Origin of the sequence: Microbacterium sp. (assembly GCF_041909575.1) — a bacterium.
Taxonomy (GTDB): Bacteria; Actinomycetota; Actinomycetes; order Actinomycetales; family Microbacteriaceae; genus Microbacterium.
Genome location: NZ_JAYRDE010000025.1, coordinates 18,336 through 29,943 on the forward strand (window position 1 = coordinate 18,336; position 11,608 = coordinate 29,943).

General features: G+C 70.1%; 14 protein-coding genes and 1 pseudogene. 12 read left to right on the forward strand and 3 right to left on the reverse strand.

The genetic code is table 11. The annotated features are described in order from the left end of the window. Positions 1–3: 3 nt before the first annotated feature. Positions 4–804 (reverse strand): ABC transporter permease, encoded by an 801-nt coding sequence (locus ACE3O1_RS05675; protein WP_374313317.1) that lies wholly within the window; start codon positions 802–804, stop codon positions 4–6. Beyond that, positions 801–1,715, reverse strand: a complete 915-nt coding sequence (locus ACE3O1_RS05680; protein ID WP_374313319.1) for an ATP-binding cassette domain-containing protein — start codon at positions 1,713–1,715, stop codon at positions 801–803. The genes ACE3O1_RS05675 and ACE3O1_RS05680 overlap by 4 nt, the downstream gene beginning before the upstream one ends. A 100-nt stretch (positions 1,716–1,815) precedes the next feature. On the opposite strand from ACE3O1_RS05680, the gene ACE3O1_RS05685 reads away from it, so the two are divergent. The 5 genes from ACE3O1_RS05685 (at position 1,816) to ACE3O1_RS05705 (ending at position 3,914) form a co-directional block, all read left to right on the forward strand. Further along, positions 1,816–2,745 (forward strand): TetR/AcrR family transcriptional regulator, encoded by a 930-nt coding sequence (locus ACE3O1_RS05685; protein WP_374313321.1) that lies wholly within the window; start codon positions 1,816–1,818, stop codon positions 2,743–2,745. Between the two features lie 121 nt (positions 2,746–2,866). Beyond that, positions 2,867–3,058 carry a helix-turn-helix domain-containing protein gene (locus ACE3O1_RS05690; RefSeq protein WP_056121947.1) on the forward strand — a complete coding sequence of 64 codons (192 nt, stop codon included), beginning with the start codon at positions 2,867–2,869 and terminating at the stop codon, positions 3,056–3,058. Positions 3,059–3,140: 82 nt separating this feature from the next. Continuing rightward, entirely contained in the window at positions 3,141–3,239 is a 99-nt protein-coding gene (locus ACE3O1_RS05695) for a 30S ribosomal protein bS22 (protein ID WP_003792170.1), read from the forward strand. A 94-nt stretch (positions 3,240–3,333) separates the two neighbouring features. Then, positions 3,334–3,627, forward strand: a complete 294-nt coding sequence (locus ACE3O1_RS05700; RefSeq protein ID WP_374313325.1) for a rhodanese-like domain-containing protein — start codon at positions 3,334–3,336, stop codon at positions 3,625–3,627. A gap of 35 nt (positions 3,628–3,662) precedes the next feature. Further along, positions 3,663–3,914, forward strand: a complete 252-nt coding sequence (locus tag ACE3O1_RS05705; protein WP_374313327.1) for a glutaredoxin family protein — start codon at positions 3,663–3,665, stop codon at positions 3,912–3,914. Between the two features lie 79 nt (positions 3,915–3,993). On the opposite strand, the gene aspS is transcribed toward ACE3O1_RS05705, so the two are convergent. Beyond that, on the reverse strand, positions 3,994–5,334 hold the full coding sequence (gene aspS / locus ACE3O1_RS05710; RefSeq protein WP_374313329.1) for an aspartate--tRNA(Asn) ligase: 1,341 nt from the start codon (positions 5,332–5,334) through the stop codon (positions 3,994–3,996). Between aspS and ACE3O1_RS05715 the strand changes: the two are divergent. From ACE3O1_RS05715 to ccsB, 7 genes and pseudogenes are all read left to right on the forward strand, one after another. Continuing rightward, positions 5,334–5,741 (forward strand): annotated as a pseudogene (locus ACE3O1_RS05715) (hypothetical protein); the annotation flags it as partial. The gene aspS and the pseudogene ACE3O1_RS05715 overlap by 1 nt on opposite strands. A gap of 118 nt (positions 5,742–5,859) precedes the next feature. Then, positions 5,860–6,555 carry a DedA family protein gene (locus tag ACE3O1_RS05720; RefSeq protein ID WP_374313331.1) on the forward strand — a complete coding sequence of 232 codons (696 nt, stop codon included), beginning with the start codon at positions 5,860–5,862 and terminating at the stop codon, positions 6,553–6,555. 42 nt (positions 6,556–6,597) lie between these two features. Next, the gene (locus ACE3O1_RS05725; RefSeq protein WP_374313333.1) at positions 6,598–7,230 is read left to right on the forward strand and encodes a histidine phosphatase family protein; all 633 of its coding nucleotides are present in this window, start codon (positions 6,598–6,600) and stop codon (positions 7,228–7,230) included. Further along, positions 7,230–7,865 carry a TlpA family protein disulfide reductase gene (locus tag ACE3O1_RS05730; RefSeq protein ID WP_374313335.1) on the forward strand — a complete coding sequence of 212 codons (636 nt, stop codon included), beginning with the start codon at positions 7,230–7,232 and terminating at the stop codon, positions 7,863–7,865. The genes ACE3O1_RS05725 and ACE3O1_RS05730 overlap by 1 nt, the downstream gene beginning before the upstream one ends. Continuing rightward, a complete protein-coding gene (locus ACE3O1_RS05735) occupies positions 7,862–8,716 on the forward strand; it encodes a cytochrome c biogenesis CcdA family protein (protein WP_374313337.1) in 855 nt (284 codons plus the stop codon). Before ACE3O1_RS05730 ends, ACE3O1_RS05735 begins: the two co-directional genes overlap by 4 nt. Beyond that, on the forward strand, positions 8,697–10,421 hold the full coding sequence (locus tag ACE3O1_RS05740; protein WP_374313339.1) for a cytochrome c biogenesis protein ResB: 1,725 nt from the start codon (positions 8,697–8,699) through the stop codon (positions 10,419–10,421). Before ACE3O1_RS05735 ends, ACE3O1_RS05740 begins: the two co-directional genes overlap by 20 nt. A gap of 4 nt (positions 10,422–10,425) precedes the next feature. Then, positions 10,426–11,469, forward strand: coding sequence for a c-type cytochrome biogenesis protein CcsB (gene ccsB, locus ACE3O1_RS05745; protein ID WP_374313341.1), 1,044 nt, complete (start codon positions 10,426–10,428; stop codon positions 11,467–11,469). Positions 11,470–11,608 lie beyond the last annotated feature (139 nt).

Below are 11,608 nucleotides of genomic sequence, written 5' to 3' on the forward strand. Positions count from 1 at the left end.
GTCTCAGCGCCGCCCCGCCTTCCGGCGGAAGAGCCACGCGCCCCACGCGACCGCGAACGCGAGGATGGCGAGGCACCAGCCCACGCCCCACCACGCCTGCCCCTCCATCGGCGTGCCCATCAGGAGGCCGCGGATCGTCTCGATGATCGGCGTGACCGGCTGGTTCTCGGCGACCCACTGCAGCCACTCCGGCATCGTCTCGACGGGCACGAAGGCGCTCGACAGGTAGGGCAGGAACAGGATGATGAAGCCGTAGGCGTTGGCGCCCTCCGGACTGTTCGACGCGAGGCCGATCGCGGCGAACAGGTACGTGATGGCGAGGATCCAGACGGCGATCATCGCCAGCGCGCCCAGCCAGCCCCACAGGTCGGCGGTCGGGCGGAATCCCAGCAGGAGGGCGACGCAGACGACGAGCCCGGTCGCGACGAGGTTGCGCAGGAGGCTGGCGACCACGTGGCCGGTCAGCACCGCACTCGCGCGCACCGGCATGGTGCGGAACCGGTCGATGATGCCGGCCTTCATGTCGCTCGCGACGTAGACCGCCGTGCTCGACGCGCCGAAGCCGGCGCACAGCAGGATGATGCCGGGCACGACGTAGTCGACGTAGCCTCCGGTCGGATCGATCGCTCCGCCGAAGACGTAGGTGAACAGCAGCATGATGATCACGGGCAGGGCGAGAGCCATGAGCCCCGATTCGCCGTCGCGCAGGGAGTGGCGCAGGCTGCGCCCGAGGAAGACCGACTCTGCCGTGATGCCGCCGATGCGGGGGCGCAGGGCGGGGGCTTCGGATGCCGGGGCGCTCATGAGATCTCCTCGAGGTCGGCCGCGACGCGGCGGGATGCGGGCGTGGTGAGGGCGAGGAAGACGTCGTCGAGGCTCGGGCGGCGCAGCGACACCACGCCCTGCGCGCCGGCCTCGTCGAGCACGTCGAGCGCGGCGCGCAGCCCCGACACGCTGCCGTCGGTGGGCACCTCGCGGAGCAGGTCGCCGTGATCGTCGTGGAGTTCGACCGTGTCGCCGCCCACGCGGGACTTCAGCTGGGCGGCCGTGCCGGTGGCGACCACCCGCCCGCCGTCGAGGACGGCGATGCGATCGGCGAGCTGGTCGGCCTCCTCGAGGTACTGGGTCGTCAGGAACACCGTCGTACCGGCGTCGGCCAGCGAGCGGATGACATCCCACAGCTCGCGGCGGCTGCGGGTGTCCAGGCCGGTCGTCGGCTCGTCGAGGAACAGCACCTCGGGAGTGACGACGAAGCTCAGGGCGAGATCGAGGCGGCGCCGCATGCCGCCCGAGTAGGCGCCGACGCGCCGGGATGCGGCATCCGTCAGATCGAATCGGGCGAGGAGCTCGGTGGCCCGGCGGCGTGCGGCGCGGCGCGAGAGGCCCGACAGCCGGCCGAGCATCTCGACGTTCTCAGCGCCGGTGAGCACATCGTCGACGGCCGCCGCCTGGCCGGTGAGGCTGATGCGGCGCTTCACGCCGTCGGGGTCGCGCACCACGTCGACTCCGGCGACCTCGGCGGTGCCGGCGTCGGGTCGCGTCAAGGTCGTGAGCACGTTGATGGTGGTCGTCTTCCCGGCGCCGTTGGGACCGAGGAGGGCGAACACCTCGCCGCGGGCCACGGTGAGATCGAGGTCGTCCAGCACGACCCGCGAGCCGAACGACTTGCGCAGTCCGCGGACGGCTATCGCGGGCGGATAGGGGGCGGTCGCCATGATGCGTCTCCTCTCGGGCGAGCGCGGCGACTGTGTACGCCGCAAACTGTTTATGAAGGTAACACACTGTTTATGTGATAGACAGTCCTAGACTGACGGCATGAGCGACGTCGAAGAGCCGGAGCTGCCGCGCGGGATCGCGCTGGCATGGGGCGTCGCGGCGAACCCGCAGCGCGGGCCCAAGCGTGAGATGAGCGTCGAGCGCATCGTCGACGCGGCGGTCGAGATCGCGGATGCCGAGGGGCTCGGCGCCGTCTCGATGGCTGCCGTCGCCTCCCGTCTCGGCTACACGCCGATGTCGCTCTATCGCTACGTGAGCGCGAAGGACGACCTCGTGCTGCTGATGCAGGAGGAGGCCACCGGCCTCCCGAGCGAGGAGAGCCGCGGGGCCGGCGGCTGGCGGGCTCAGCTCGAGGCCCTGTACCACGAGCAGGTGCAGGCGTATCTGCGGCATCCGTGGGTGCTCGAAGTGCCGATCCGCGGCATCCCGTCGACACCGAACAGCGCAGCGTGGATGGATGCCGGGCTGCGCGCGATGAGCGACACCCCACTCACCCACGACGAGCGGCTCGCCGTCCTGCTGATCGTGACGGGGGCGGCGCGCTGGACCGGGATCGTGCTGGCGAGCTACGCGCGCCTGGAGCGGGAGCGCGGGATGGGCGAGCACGACATCACGCGCTACGAGGACGCCCTGTTCCGGTCCCTGATCACCGCAGACGCCTTCCCGGCGCTGCGGGAGGCGATCGATGCCGGCGCGTTCCTGGACGAGTCCGATCCGTTCTCGTTCGGACTCGAGCGAAGCCTCGACGGCGTCGCCGCGTACATCGACGCGGTCACCGAGGGCCGCCGTCCCGAACGGGCGCCGTGGCAGGGGCTGGACGATGCCGAGATCGCCGACGACAAGCGGTACCGCGAGGCGCAGAAGGCGGTGCGGGAGGCGGAGAAGTCGCTCCGCGATGCACACCGGATGCTGCGCCAGACCGCCCGCGAGGCGCGCGACCGTCGGTCCCGGCAGCGGGGCGACGGCTGAGTGCGGGTGAAGTCCCAGCATCCTCACTGTTCACACAGGTTTACACGCGTCCCTCGCACGCTCTAGAGTGTGGCAAGCACTCTGGGGGAATGATCCCAGCATTTCTGGGGAAAGGGATGACATGACGGAGCTGCCTGACGTGCGCTTCCTCACCGTCGCCGAGGTCGCGGAGCTCATGCGCGTCTCGAAGATGACGGTCTACCGGCTGGTCCATTCGGGCGAGCTGCCTGCGGTCCGCTTCGGCCGCAGCTATCGTGTGCCCGAATCGGCCGTCACCGCTGCCCTGCAACGGCCTATCGCCGACGTCGGCTAGACTGTCCCGAGGCATTTTCGTATCTGCCCGATCCCGGGCGCGCACGCGTTGCGCCCCAGACCCCGACATTGTGAGGTTTTCCGTGGGTTCTGTCATCAAGAAGCGCCGCAAGCGCATGGCGAAGAAGAAGCACCGCAAGCTGCTTCGCAAGACGCGCCACCAGCGCCGCAACAAGAAGTAAGCGGCACCGACACCAAGCGCCTGTCTTCGGACGGGCGCTTCGTGTATCCGCCATCCGTCCCCCTGCCGCCTGCCGTCCGCCGAAGGAGACGTCCATGCCGTCGATCACCGTCCACCAGCTCCGCGAGCAGCCGGATACGCCCGTCATCGACGTGCGTGAGGAATGGGAGTTCGAGGCGGGGCGGGTCCCCGGCGCAGTGAACCTGCCGATGTCGACGATCGGCGAGCACCTCGACGAGCTCCCCGACGGCGCCTTCGCCGTCATCTGCAAGGTGGGCGGCCGGTCCGGCCGGGTCGTCGAGGCGCTGCTCTCGCGGGGCTACGACGCCACGAACGTCGACGGCGGCACCGACGAGTGGGTCGCGGCCGGGTACCCCGTCGAACGCTGAGCCGAGGCATCCGGGGCCGCTCCTAGACTGAGAGGATGACGACCCTCACCCTCATCGGCAAGCCCGACTGCCACCTGTGCGACGTCGCGCGCGAGGTCGTCGAGACCGTCGTCGCCGAGCTTCCCGAGGACGCCGTCGAGGTCGAGGAGCTCTCGATCGCCGACGACCCGGCGCTCTATGCGCAGTGGTGGGAGAAGATCCCGGTCGTGCTGATCGACGGGTCGCTCCACGGCCACTGGCGCGTCTCGCCCGACCGGCTGCGCGCTGCGCTGGCTGCCGCCGTCTAGCGCGCAGTTGCACCCGTAGGGCGCAGTTGCACCCGCGCTACCTGCGAGGAACTGTGCGCTACCGCGAACCCGCCGGGCGTCAGGGGGCGAGGCGCGTCGGGCCGCGGAAGAGGTAGGTGACCTCGCGGATCGAGTCCTGCCCGAGCAGCAGCATCATCACGCGCGCCAGGCCCATGCCGAACCCGCCGTGGGGCGGGGCGCCGTAGCGGAAGAAGTCGAAGTAGAAGTCGAGGTGCTCGGGCTCGAGGCCCTTCTCGGCCGCCTGCGCGATGAGCACGTCGACGCGGTGCTCGCGCTGCGCGCCGGTCGTGATCTCGACGCCCTTGAACAGCAGGTCGTAGCTCTTGGTGAGCCCGGTCTCCTCGTCGCGCATGTGGTAGAACGCGCGGATCTCGGGGTGGTAGTCCGTGATGAACACGAACTGGTGGCCGTAGGTCTCCTCGACGTGCGCCGAGATCTGGCGCTCGCCCTCGGGGTCGAGGTCGCCGTCGGTGCGGGGGATCTCGTAGCCGCGCGCCTTCACGATCTCACGCGCCTCGGCGAGCGGGATCCGCGGGAACGGGATGCTGGGAACCTGCACCTCGAGACCGAAGAGCTCCTCGATCTCGGCGCCGTGCTTGTCCTTGACGGCCTGGAACGCCGTCTGCAGGAGCTCCTCCTGCATCGTGGCGACGTCCTCGTGCGAATCGATCCAGCTGATCTCGGCGTCGACCGAGGTGAACTCCGTCGCGTGGCGCGAGGTGAACGACGGGTCGGCGCGGAAGGCCGGCGCGATCTCGAAGATCTTGCCGAACCCGGCGACCTGCGCCATCTGCTTGAAGAACTGCGGCGACTGGGCGAGGTAGGCCGTCTTCTCCTCGAAGTAGGGCACCTCGAACAGCTCGGCGTTGGACTCCGAGGCCGACGCCATGAGCTTCGGGGAGTGCACCTCGATGTAGTCGCGCTCGATCCAGTAGGAGCGGAACGCGTGCTCGAGCGTCGTCTGCACGCGGAAGATGAGGTTGTTGCGGCGCTGGCGCAGGTCGAGGAAGCGCCAGTCCATGCGCTTGTCGAGCCCGCTGTCCGCGGCGATCGGCGTCTCGGGAAGAGCAGCGGCGGCCACGTCGAGCGCGGCGATCTTGATCTCGACGCCGCCGAGCTTCACACGCTCGTCGTGCTTGAGCTCGCCGGTCACCGTCAGGAACGTGCCGGTCGACAGGTTCGAGATGAGATCTGTCAGCGCGAGGGCTGCGGCATCCTGCTCCGATCCGTCCTCGGCGGGGCGGGTCGCCGGGTTGACCAGCTGGACCGCACCGGTCTCATCGCGAAGGATGACGAACTGCACCTTCTTCTGATCACGGACGGTCTCGACCCAACCGGACACCGAGACGGGACCGTCGGACAGACCCTGCAGCTGCTTCACCAGGACGCGTTCACTCACGAGGCACCAGTCTACTGGGGCCCTATGATGACGCCGTGACCACGTCTCCCGCCCTGCGCAGCCCGTCCGGCCGACAGCCGCTGAAGGTGTGGGACATCGTCGTCTCCTCGATCCTGCTCGTGGGGCTCGCCGCGCTGGCGGCGCTGATGTCGTTCCTCGGCTTCTTCCTCGCGATGGCGTCCGACCCCTGCGGGGTGAGGGACTGCAGCTCCGAGCTCATCGGCACCGGGCTCGTCACGGCCGTCGCCCTGCCCTGGGTCCTGCTGCTCGCGGCATCCGTGGTCACCGTTCTGCTGCTGGCCTTCCGCCGCATCGCCTTCTGGGTGCCGCTCGCGACCGCTCCGCTCATCATCGGGTCCTGGTTCCTCGGCGCCTTCATCGCCTCGGCGGGGGTCCCGGCGGCGTGAGCGCCCCCTGAGGCTTCCGGGGGTCAGCACCCAGGTGGAGTTCACCTGGGTCGCTTAGCGTGGAGGGGACCGAGCGGCGTGTGGCCGCGGCATCCGATCACCGAAGGCGAAGCCCCCGATGACCGAAACCTCCCCCGACACCTCCTGGCTCTCCGCTCTGCTGGACTGGTCCGTCTCGCTGATGGACGTCATCGGCCCCGCCGGGGCCGGAATCGCGATCGCGCTCGAGAACCTCTTCCCGCCGCTTCCCAGTGAGGTCGTGCTGCCGATGGCGGGACTCGCGGCGAGCACCGGCTCGTTCACGCTGTTCGAGGCCCTCGCCTGGACCACCGCCGGCTCGATCGTCGGCGCCTTCCTCCTCTACGGGCTCGGCGCCTGGCTCGGCGTCGACCGGCTTCGCCGCGTCGCCGCGAAGGTGCCGCTGCTGCACCCGGAGGACATCGACCGCACGGTCGCGTGGTTCCACCGCCACGGCTCGGTGGCCGTGTTCTTCGGACGCATGATCCCGATCTTCCGCAGCCTCATCTCGATCCCCGCGGGCGTGACGCGCATGCCGCTGTGGCGGTTCGGCCTGCTCACCGCGGCGGGCAGCCTGATCTGGAACACGGTGTTCGTGATGGCCGGGTTCCTGCTGGGGGAGTCGTGGCACGTCGTGGAGCAGTACGTCGACATCGTGCAGAACGTCGTGATCGTGGCCGTCGCCCTCGCGGTGGCGTGGTTCCTGTTCGCACGCACGCGGACGCTGATCGAGGCATCCCGTTCCCGCGCCGAGCCGGCCGACGAGCCCGATCGTGAGCGCGTCCCGGCCGGCTGACGCTCAGGCGTCTCATAGAACAGGCCGCCGTAGACTGGACCCGTGCCTGCCGATCGCCTCCACCTCGTGCGCCATGGGGAGGTGCACAATCCCCGCCGCGTGCTCTACGGGCGACTCCCGGGATTCGGTCTCAGCGAGGACGGCCGCCGCATGGCACGTCAGGCCGCCGAGTACGTCCGGGCGCTCGACCGCCCGGTGACGGCGCTCGTGTGCTCGCCGCTGCAGCGCACGCAGGAGTCGTCCGAGCCCTTCACCGAGCTCTTCGGGCTCGAGCCGCGCATCGACGAGCGCGTGATCGAGCCGACCAACGTCTTCGAGGGACGACGGATGCTGCGCGCCCTCGTCAATCCGTGGAACTGGCGTCACCTGCGCAAGCCCGCGCTGCCGAGCTGGGGCGAGCCCTACGCCGACGTCATCGCGCGAATGAACAAGGCGATGACGGATGCCTGGAAGTCGGCCGACTCCGGAGACGTCGTGATCGTCTCGCACCAGCTGCCGATCTGGATCACCCACCTGGCCGTCGGGGGACTGCCGTCGCGTCACGATCCGCGCGAGCGCCGCTGCGCGCTGTCGAGCGTGACGAGCTTCGCGATGGACGAGGACGGCAAGTGGACCGAGGTCGCCTACGCCGAGCCGGCGTCGCTGTCGGGCTCGGTCGACGTGGGGGCGGTGTGATGGGCTCCTCCGGTCGATCCGCGGGGCACCGGGCCGTGCGACGGGCGCGGGGCGCGGCATCCGCTCTTCTCGCGCTCGCGCTGGTCGCCGGACTTGCCGCCTGCTCGAACGATCCGCTCGCCGACCAGTACCGTGCCGGCGACGGCAAGGGGTTCATCGCGGCCGACGGCTTCGAGGTGGTCCCGATCCCGGAGGCCGAGCGCACCGAGCCCGTGGACTTCGAGGCCGTGCTGGACACCGGCGCCACGACGTCCAGCGCCGACTACCGCGGCGACGTGCTCGTCGTGAACTTCTGGTACGCCGCCTGCGCGCCGTGCCGCGTCGAGGCTCCGCTCCTCGAGGAGGTGAACCAGCTGTTCGCCGGCGACGACGTCGCCTTCCTCGGGGTCAACCTGTACGACGGCGCCGAAGCATCGCAGGCGTTCGCCGAGACGTACGGCGTGGCCTACCCGAGTGCGCTCGCGAGCGTCGACGGCTCGATCAAGCTCGCCTTCGCCGGCCAGACGCCGCTGAATGCGGTGCCGGTCACGCTGGTGCTGGACCGCGAGGGCCGGGTCGCGGCCCGGATCATCGGGCAGATCAGCGAGACGACGATCCTCAAGACCCTCGTGAACGACACGCTGGAGGAGTCGTGAGCCCAGCCGACCTCGTCGCCGACGGCTCCCTGCTCATCGCCATCCCGATCGCCGTGCTCGCCGGGCTGCTGTCGTTCCTGTCCCCGTGCGTGCTGCCGCTGGTCCCCGGATACCTCGGCTTCATCGGCGGAGCCGTGTCGGCGCCCTCACGCTCAGTCGCTGGGCCGGGTTCGGCGTCGAACGGCGGGGATATTCCGGCGTCTGGCGGCGCTGCAGGCCCCGAAGCGGCGAAATCTCCCCGCGTTTCGACGGTGACGGCCGTTGAGGCCCCCGCCCGCGGGCGGCTGCTGCTCGGCGTGCTGCTCTTCATCGCCGGGTTCACGGTCGTGTTCGTCAGCATCGCGATGCTCGGGGGAACCCTCGGCCGGTTCCTGCTGGAGTACGCCGACGTCATCACGCGCGTCCTCGGCGTCGTCGTCATCGCGATGGGGCTCGTCTTCATCGGCGTGTTCGGTCTCGCGCAGCGCATCGCCCGCCCGCAGGTGCGGGGCAACCTGGGCCTCGTCGGCGCTCCGCTCCTGGGCATCGCGCTCGGCATCGGCTGGGCGCCGTGCATCGGCCCGACGCTGGCCGTGATCCTCACGATGGCCTTCGACACCGGCTCGGCCGGCCGGGCGGCGCTCCTCGGGGTGGCGTACTCGCTGGGGCTCGGCATCCCGTTCCTCCTCCTGACGCTGGGCTTCGGGTGGGCGACGCGCTCGGTCGCGTTCGTGCGCCGCCACATCCGCGCCGTCAACATCGCCGGCGGCATCGTGCTGATCGTGCTCGGCCTGCTGATGGTGACGGGCGTCTGGACGCAGATCATGGCCCAGCTGCAGGGGGTGTTCCGCAGTGTCCCGCTCCCGTTCTGACGCAGGCCTCGCGGCGGGGGCCGACGGCAGCGAGCCGCTGCGACCCGCCGACCACGCCGATTCCGCCGCCGACGTCACCCAGCCGGCTCTCGGTCCCGTCGGGTGGCTGCGGTGGGGCTGGCGCCAGCTCACCTCGATGCGCACCGCCCTCGTGCTGCTCCTGCTGCTCGCGATCGCGGCCGTGCCCGGATCGCTCGTGCCGCAGCGCAGCGCCGACCCGAACGGCGTGACGCAGTACTTCGCCGACAACCCCGACCTCGCGCCGATCCTCGACAACCTGAGCATGTTCGACGTGTACACGTCGCCCTGGTTCTCGGCGATCTACATCCTGCTGTTCATCTCGCTCATCGGCTGCGTCATCCCGCGCACGAAGCACCACTGGAAGGCGCTGCGCGCGACGCCCCCGCGTACTCCCGCACGCCTGTCGCGCCTGGACGCCCACCGCGCGGAGGTCGTCGTGCCGGAGGGGTCGGCCGAGTCCGCGGCGGCTTCGGCGATCGCGCTCGCCGAGCAGCAGCTGAAGAAGTCCGGCTACCGGGTGGCGCGCTACGACGCGGGCCCGACCCTGTCGGTCTCAGCGGAGCGGGGCTACCTGCGCGAGACGGGGAACCTCGTCTTCCACGCCGCGCTCGTCGGCGTGCTGCTGTCGGTCGGCCTCGGCGGCGGCTTCACCTACACCGGGCAGACCGTGATCATCGAGGGACGCACGTTCGTGAACTCGATGCTCGACTACACGTCGTTCAACCCCGGCCGCTTCGTCGACGAGAACGCCCTCGAGCCCTATGCGCTCACCCTCGACCGGTTCGACGTGACCTACCAGCCGTACGGCGAGCAGGGATCGGGCCAGGCCGGCGACTTCGTCGCGAACCTCACCACGCAGCGTGCGGGTGAGGACCCCCAGCCGGGCGAGGTGCGCGTGAACCACCCGCTCGAGATGGCCGGCGACCGCATCTACCTGATGGGCAACGGCTACGCCCCGACGATCACGATCCGCGACGCGGACGGCGACGTCGTCTACTCCGAATCGGTGCCCTTCCTGCCGCAGGACACGAACATGACCTCGCTCGGCGTGGTCAAGGTCACCGACGGGCTCTCCGACGCGAGCGGAGCAGGCGAGCAGATGGGACTCGTCGGCTTCTTCTATCCGACGCAGGCACCGCTGACGACGGGCGCGTTCACCTCCGCCTATCCCGACCTCGTCCTCCCCGTGCTCTCGCTCGACGTCTACGTCGGCGACCTGGGCATCGACGACGGCACGCCGCGCTCGGTGTACACCCTCGACCCGAGCGGCATGGACAAGCTCGCGGGCCGCGGCGCCGACGCCCCCGCCATCGAGCTCGCCCCCGGCGAGACGGCCGACCTGCCCGGCGGCTACGGCACGATCTCGTTCGAGAACGAGGCATCCGATTCGGCGCACGGCTATGAGGGATCGGTCAAGCGCTACGTGTCGCTGTCGATCCATCGGGATGCCGCGGCTGCCTGGGTGCTCGTGTTCGCCGTGCTCGCGACGGCCGGGCTGCTGGCGGCGCTGTTCGTGCCGCGACGGCGGATGTGGGTCAAGGTCGTGCCCGACGGCGAGGCGCTGCGGATCGAGTACGCGGGCCTCGCGCGCGGCGAGGATCCGACGCTCGAGACGGCCGTCTCGCAGTTCGCCGATCGCCATCTCGAGAGCCTCCGGACCCCCTCGAACCCCCGCGTAGACTGAGATCATGCCCGAAACCTCCGCCTTCTCCCTTGACTCGGTCTCGGTGGTCCTGGTGTGGACGGCGATCGCGGTCTACGCCCTCGCCTTCATCGCGTACGCGGTCGACCTCGCGCGTCGCGGGGCGGCCTCGGTCGACGCGAAGGATGCCGAGGCGCGCGAGCTCGTGGGCGCAGGCCGGGTGGGTGCGGGCCGGGTGGGCATCGCCGAGCTGCGAGCGCAGGAGCGGGCGGCCGAGGCGGCGCTCACGGCGCCGCCGTCGCAGCGGCCGCGTCTCGTGTGGGCGCGCATCGGCACGTCGCTGACCGTTCTGGCCTTCCTCTTCCACCTCGGGGCCGACGTCACGCGGGGCATCGCGGCCGGGCGGGTGCCGTGGTCGAACATGTATGAGTTCGCGCTGACGGGCACGCTCCTGATCGTCGCCGTGTACCTTGGCGTGCTGTTCCGGTACGACCTGCGGTTCCTCGGCACGTTCATCACCGGGCTCGTGGTCGTGCTCCTGGGCGGCACGGCGATCTGGTTCTACACCGAGATCGTGCCGCTGATGGATCCGCTGAAGTCGGTGTGGCTCGTCATCCACGTGTTCGTCGCCTCGCTCGCCACCGCCTTGTTCGCGCTGGCCTTCGGGCTCTCCGTGCTGCAGCTGATGCAGGCGCGGCGCGAGCGGCGGGCGATCGCCGCGGCCGAGGCCGCTTCGGCCGTCAAGGCCGGCCCCGGTTTCCTGCGGACGCTTCCGGGGTCCGAGGCGCTCGAATCCCTCGCCTACCGCTTCGCGATCCTGGGCTTCATCTTCTGGACCTTCACCCTCATCGCCGGGTCGATCTGGGCGAACGACGCGTGGGGCCGCTACTGGGGCTTCGACACGAAGGAAGTCTGGACCTTCGTCATCTGGGTGCTCTACGCCGGGTACATCCACGCCCGCGCGACGCGCGGCTGGCGCGGCTCGCGCTCCGCGTGGCTGTCGATCATCGGCTTCACCGCGGTCATCTTCAACTTCACGATCGTGAACATGTTCTTCAAGGGCCTGCACGCCTATTCCGGCCTGAGCTGAGGCATCCGCCCGACTCTCGCGCCTGCGCGTGCGCGCGTCGGCGGTGCCGTAACTCCTCAGATTCGGGCGGTGCGGATGCCTCGCCCCGCGTGTTTCCGGGGTTCGTGGGGTGCACGGGCGCCGAATCTGAGGAGTTATG

What these genes read in the sequence shown, in the direction of transcription:
- ACE3O1_RS05675 (WP_374313317.1), bottom strand. Translation starts at nt 804, where the DNA reads ATGAGCGCCCCGGCATCCGAAGCCCCCGCCCTGCGCCCCCGCATCGGC.
- ACE3O1_RS05680 (WP_374313319.1), bottom strand. Translation starts at nt 1,715, where the DNA reads ATGGCGACCGCCCCCTATCCGCCCGCGATAGCCGTCCGCGGACTGCGC.
- ACE3O1_RS05685 (WP_374313321.1), top strand. Translation starts at nt 1,816, where the DNA reads ATGAGCGACGTCGAAGAGCCGGAGCTGCCGCGCGGGATCGCGCTGGCA.
- ACE3O1_RS05690 (WP_056121947.1), top strand. Translation starts at nt 2,867, where the DNA reads ATGACGGAGCTGCCTGACGTGCGCTTCCTCACCGTCGCCGAGGTCGCG.
- ACE3O1_RS05700 (WP_374313325.1), top strand. Translation starts at nt 3,334, where the DNA reads ATGCCGTCGATCACCGTCCACCAGCTCCGCGAGCAGCCGGATACGCCC.
- ACE3O1_RS05705 (WP_374313327.1), top strand. Translation starts at nt 3,663, where the DNA reads ATGACGACCCTCACCCTCATCGGCAAGCCCGACTGCCACCTGTGCGAC.
- ACE3O1_RS05720 (WP_374313331.1), top strand. Translation starts at nt 5,860, where the DNA reads ATGACCGAAACCTCCCCCGACACCTCCTGGCTCTCCGCTCTGCTGGAC.
- ACE3O1_RS05730 (WP_374313335.1), top strand. Translation starts at nt 7,230, where the DNA reads ATGGGCTCCTCCGGTCGATCCGCGGGGCACCGGGCCGTGCGACGGGCG.
- ccsB (WP_374313341.1), top strand. Translation starts at nt 10,426, where the DNA reads ATGCCCGAAACCTCCGCCTTCTCCCTTGACTCGGTCTCGGTGGTCCTG.